3 protein-coding genes are annotated in these 3,827 nt (G+C 32.4%); all 3 read left to right on the top strand.

The genetic code is table 11. The annotated features are described in order from the left end of the window. Positions 1 to 1,174: 1,174 nt before the first annotated feature. The 3 genes from BZARG_RS12900 (at position 1,175) to BZARG_RS12890 (ending at position 3,284) form a co-directional block, all read left to right on the top strand. Positions 1,175 to 1,558, top strand: coding sequence for a hypothetical protein (locus BZARG_RS12900; protein ID WP_040288763.1), 384 nt, complete (start codon positions 1,175 to 1,177; stop codon positions 1,556 to 1,558). A gap of 164 nt (positions 1,559 to 1,722) precedes the next feature. After that, positions 1,723 to 2,517 carry a cation transporter gene (locus BZARG_RS12895; protein WP_008639091.1) on the top strand — a complete coding sequence of 265 codons (795 nt, stop codon included), beginning with the start codon at positions 1,723 to 1,725 and terminating at the stop codon, positions 2,515 to 2,517. 149 nt (positions 2,518 to 2,666) lie between these two features. Further along, on the top strand, positions 2,667 to 3,284 hold the full coding sequence (locus BZARG_RS12890; protein WP_008639094.1) for a hypothetical protein: 618 nt from the start codon (positions 2,667 to 2,669) through the stop codon (positions 3,282 to 3,284). Positions 3,285 to 3,827: the final 543 nt, after the last annotated feature.

Raw genomic sequence — 3,827 nt, 5'->3', positions numbered from 1 at the left:
AAACGTTACCTACAATAGCGTAACGCAATAAAAACCCACCACTCTTACGCAAAATTAAACGGCAAATCTGATCTCACTCAAACGAAAAAAACTTGTGATTTATTAAACCTGATTCCCTTCTGATTTATCACTGTTGCGCTATTTATTACGACTTTCGACCTGCCACTCTAACGGAATATTACGCCGATTTGAGCACGTTTACGATTCGTTTACATAGACGTTTTTCGTCAATTTTATGTTCTCGTTTTTTTTGATTTTTAAGTTAGAAAAATTGAAAAACTACTGTAGGTAACATGGTGTATAAAAAATGCTTACTTTGGTGCTTAACTTAATGGTAGTTGCGTGTTTACTACCTTCCGATTTTCCTGCGGAAAATCCTCGGACGCAAACCCGCACTTATCATACACAGACCGTTACCTACAATAGCGTAACCCAATAAAAACCCACCACTCTTACGCAAAATTAAACGGCAAATCTGATCTCACTCAAACGAAAAAAACTTTTGATTTAGCAAAATTAATTCCCTTCTGATTTATCACTGTTGCGGTAATAATTACGGCTTTCGACTTACCTTCTGTCACGGAATATTACGCCGATTTTAGCACGTTTACGATTCGTTTACATAGCCGTTTTTCGCCCAGTTTATGTTCTCGATTTTTAAGTTAGAAAAATTGAAAAACTACTGTAGGTAACATGGTGTATAAAAAATGCTTATTTTAGTCCCTAATCCATACGAAAGTGTGTGTTTGCTACCTTCCGATTTTCCTGCGGAAAATCCTCGGACGCAAACCCGCACTTATCATACACAGACCGTTGTAGCCAATTAAAAAAATCATGCTTTATATATTTATTTCCTTATTACTGATTATTAAAATATTTCCTTTATTAAAAGAATATTGGAAAAATAAATCTATTCCGAAAAATTTCAAAAAAACAGAAGGGAAAATATTATACTTTGAGGAAAGAATTAGTTGGAATAAAAAAAGGTACTCTGTAACGAATGGGGAAACTGGTGGTTTCATCAACTCTGTAAGTCCAAGATATTATAAACCAATAATTGAATACTCTTGCAATAAGAAAAGATTTAAGTATAGTCCAAATTTTCATTTTGCAGTTAAATCTTGTGATTTTAATCAAATTTTCATCATATATTATGACCCGAAAAACCCAATTAATGCAAAACATAAAGTTATCATGCCTTCCATTAACAAATAAAAACGAATTAGATATTAATAAATTAAAAGAAGAAGTCCTACATATAATGAAGAGATATAATATAGCTAAACTTATATTTAACTACAATAGAATTAATAAGACAACCTTAATAGGTGTTTTTAGTAAATTTAATTTTGAGATTTTGGGCTATAAAGACAATGAAGAGTTCCTTATATTTAAATTTAATGAAAATAGAAAAAAAGATTTAAAAAACTTACTCCAGTTAATAACACTATTCTCAAAAGAAACGGAAATTGAATTAATAAACCAATTTGATAATGATGATTATTTTTATGATAAATATAATAGTGAGATCGTAAGAAAAATTTATGATAATCAATAAACTGGCTACAACACCGTATATAATTTATCGCTGGCTTCTCGCCTACTTCCGAAAGTCCTCGCGGACTTTCTTGGTCGGTAATTATTTACTAAATTAGTTGCTTAAAACACGCAACAAATCATATACATAAACGTTGTGGTTAATACCGAAAACCCAGAAACAGAGTGAAAAAAACCATATTTGAAATTACTAAAATGGATTGTCCTTCAGAGGAAAATCTAATCCGAATGAAATTGGACGGAATTTCAAGTATTGCAAATTTGGACTTTGACATTCCGAATCGAAAACTGACCGTTTTTCACAGCGGAGAAATTGACCAAATCGAAAAGTCAATTATCGAACTGAGTTTAGGCGGAAAAAAAATCTCGACTGAACAAACCGACCAAACGGAATTTAAAGAAAATGAAAACCAAAAAAAGCTACTTTGGTCAGTACTTATAATAAATTTCGCCTTTTTTATTATCGAAATGACAACAGGAATTATCTCAAAATCAATGGGACTTGTTGCAGATAGCTTGGATATGCTTGCCGATAGTTTTGTTTACGGAATTAGTTTGTTTGCGGTTGGCGGAACTGTGATTAAGAAAAAGCGAATTGCGAAACTTGCTGGATATTTTCAAATTACACTTGCGATTATCGGATTTGTGGAAGTTTTAAGAAGATTTTTCGGAGACGAGAAACTTCCAAATTTTTCAACAATGATTATCGTTTCGATTTTTGCACTTATCGCAAACGGAATTTGCCTTTATATTTTACAAAAGTCAAAAAGTAAAGAAGAAGCACATATGCAAGCCAGTATGATTTTCACTTCAAATGATGTGATTATTAATTTAGGTGTAATTATCGCAGGAGTTTTAGTAAATTGGTTGAGTTCAAGTAAACCCGATTTGATTATCGGAACAATCGTTTTTATTTTGGTAATCCAAGGTGCATTTAGAATATTGAAATTAAGTAAATAAAATAAGTACTAACCACAACACCGTGTATAATTAATGGCTGGTTCTCGCCTACTTACGAAAATCCTCGCGGATTTCCTATCCAGTTTTTATTTACTAAATTCCGTGCTTAAAACACGCCACTAATCATACACAAAACCGTTGCCACACATTTGAAAAAAATCGTCCTCATATCAACAATTCTTCTGATTTTAAGTTGTGAAAATAAAACAACGGAAATCCGATATTACCCAACCGATCGTGAAATTTTAAACGAAAAAATGGAAATTATTGGTTTGGATACAACTACTCTGAATTTTCGACAAATAACTAATAAAATTGGAAATGATTATTACCCTGAACCAAATTTTAAAGAAATCGCTTTAGAATTTTATGATGGACAAATAAAAAAAACAGTTATTCCATATGTTTACAGTGGAGGACTAATTAAACAGAAGAATGTACTTGTAATCACATCTGACTCTATTCTTATCGACAATGGTTATCGAATTGACGAACTAAAACGAATTTTAAAAAGACATTATCAAAACAACGGGGAAATTCCAAACTATCCTGTATCATCTCACAAAGCGCTTATTGAAGTCAATATTGACTCGACTAAAACAGGTTTGGAAATCAAGGAGATTTTAACAAAATTAACCCATTCATTTGACGAAATCAAAAGCGAAATAAATGATTCTACAGAATTAAGAGTTTTATTTGATTATTACAGGAATGTTCCACCACCACCGCCACCACCTAAAACAGAAAATGAATTTGATAACGAATAAAAAAACGTGTGGCAACACCGTGTATAATTAATGGCTGGTTCTAGCTTGCTTACGAAAATCCTCGCGGATTTTCTATTAGTTTTTTATTTGCTAAATTAGGTACTTAAACACGCCACTAATCATACACAAAACCGTTACTTACAATAGCTGGGCGCTCTGAAATCCAATGTTTCTGTTTAAAATTAAAATTAGTTTTTAGCCTAAATTCGAGCTAAAAAAACAAGTAAAAACTTCCAATCAAATTCTTCCGATTTACCACTGTTACGAAGCATTTCGTGCTTCTGACTTATCAGTGTTGCGGACAAATTACGCCAATTTCTAACACTCTGAAAACCGTTCAAACACTAGCGACAGTCGGATTAAGCTTGGACAAAGTTTTACGCAAATTTGATTTATAAAAAAACAGAAAAACTACTGTAAGTAACAATGTGTATAAAAAATGCTTACTTTGGTGCTTAACTTAATGGTAGTTGCGCGTTTGCTTTCTTCCGATTTTCCTGCGGAAAATCCTCGAGCGCAAACACGCACTTCTCATACACGAGC

The sequence above is a fragment of the Bizionia argentinensis JUB59 genome, assembly GCF_000224335.1.
Lineage (GTDB): Bacteria > Bacteroidota > Bacteroidia > Flavobacteriales > Flavobacteriaceae > Algorimicrobium > Algorimicrobium argentinense.
The sequence above is the reverse complement of the archived record's forward strand: the minus strand, read 5'-3'. Positions and strand labels throughout refer to the sequence as shown.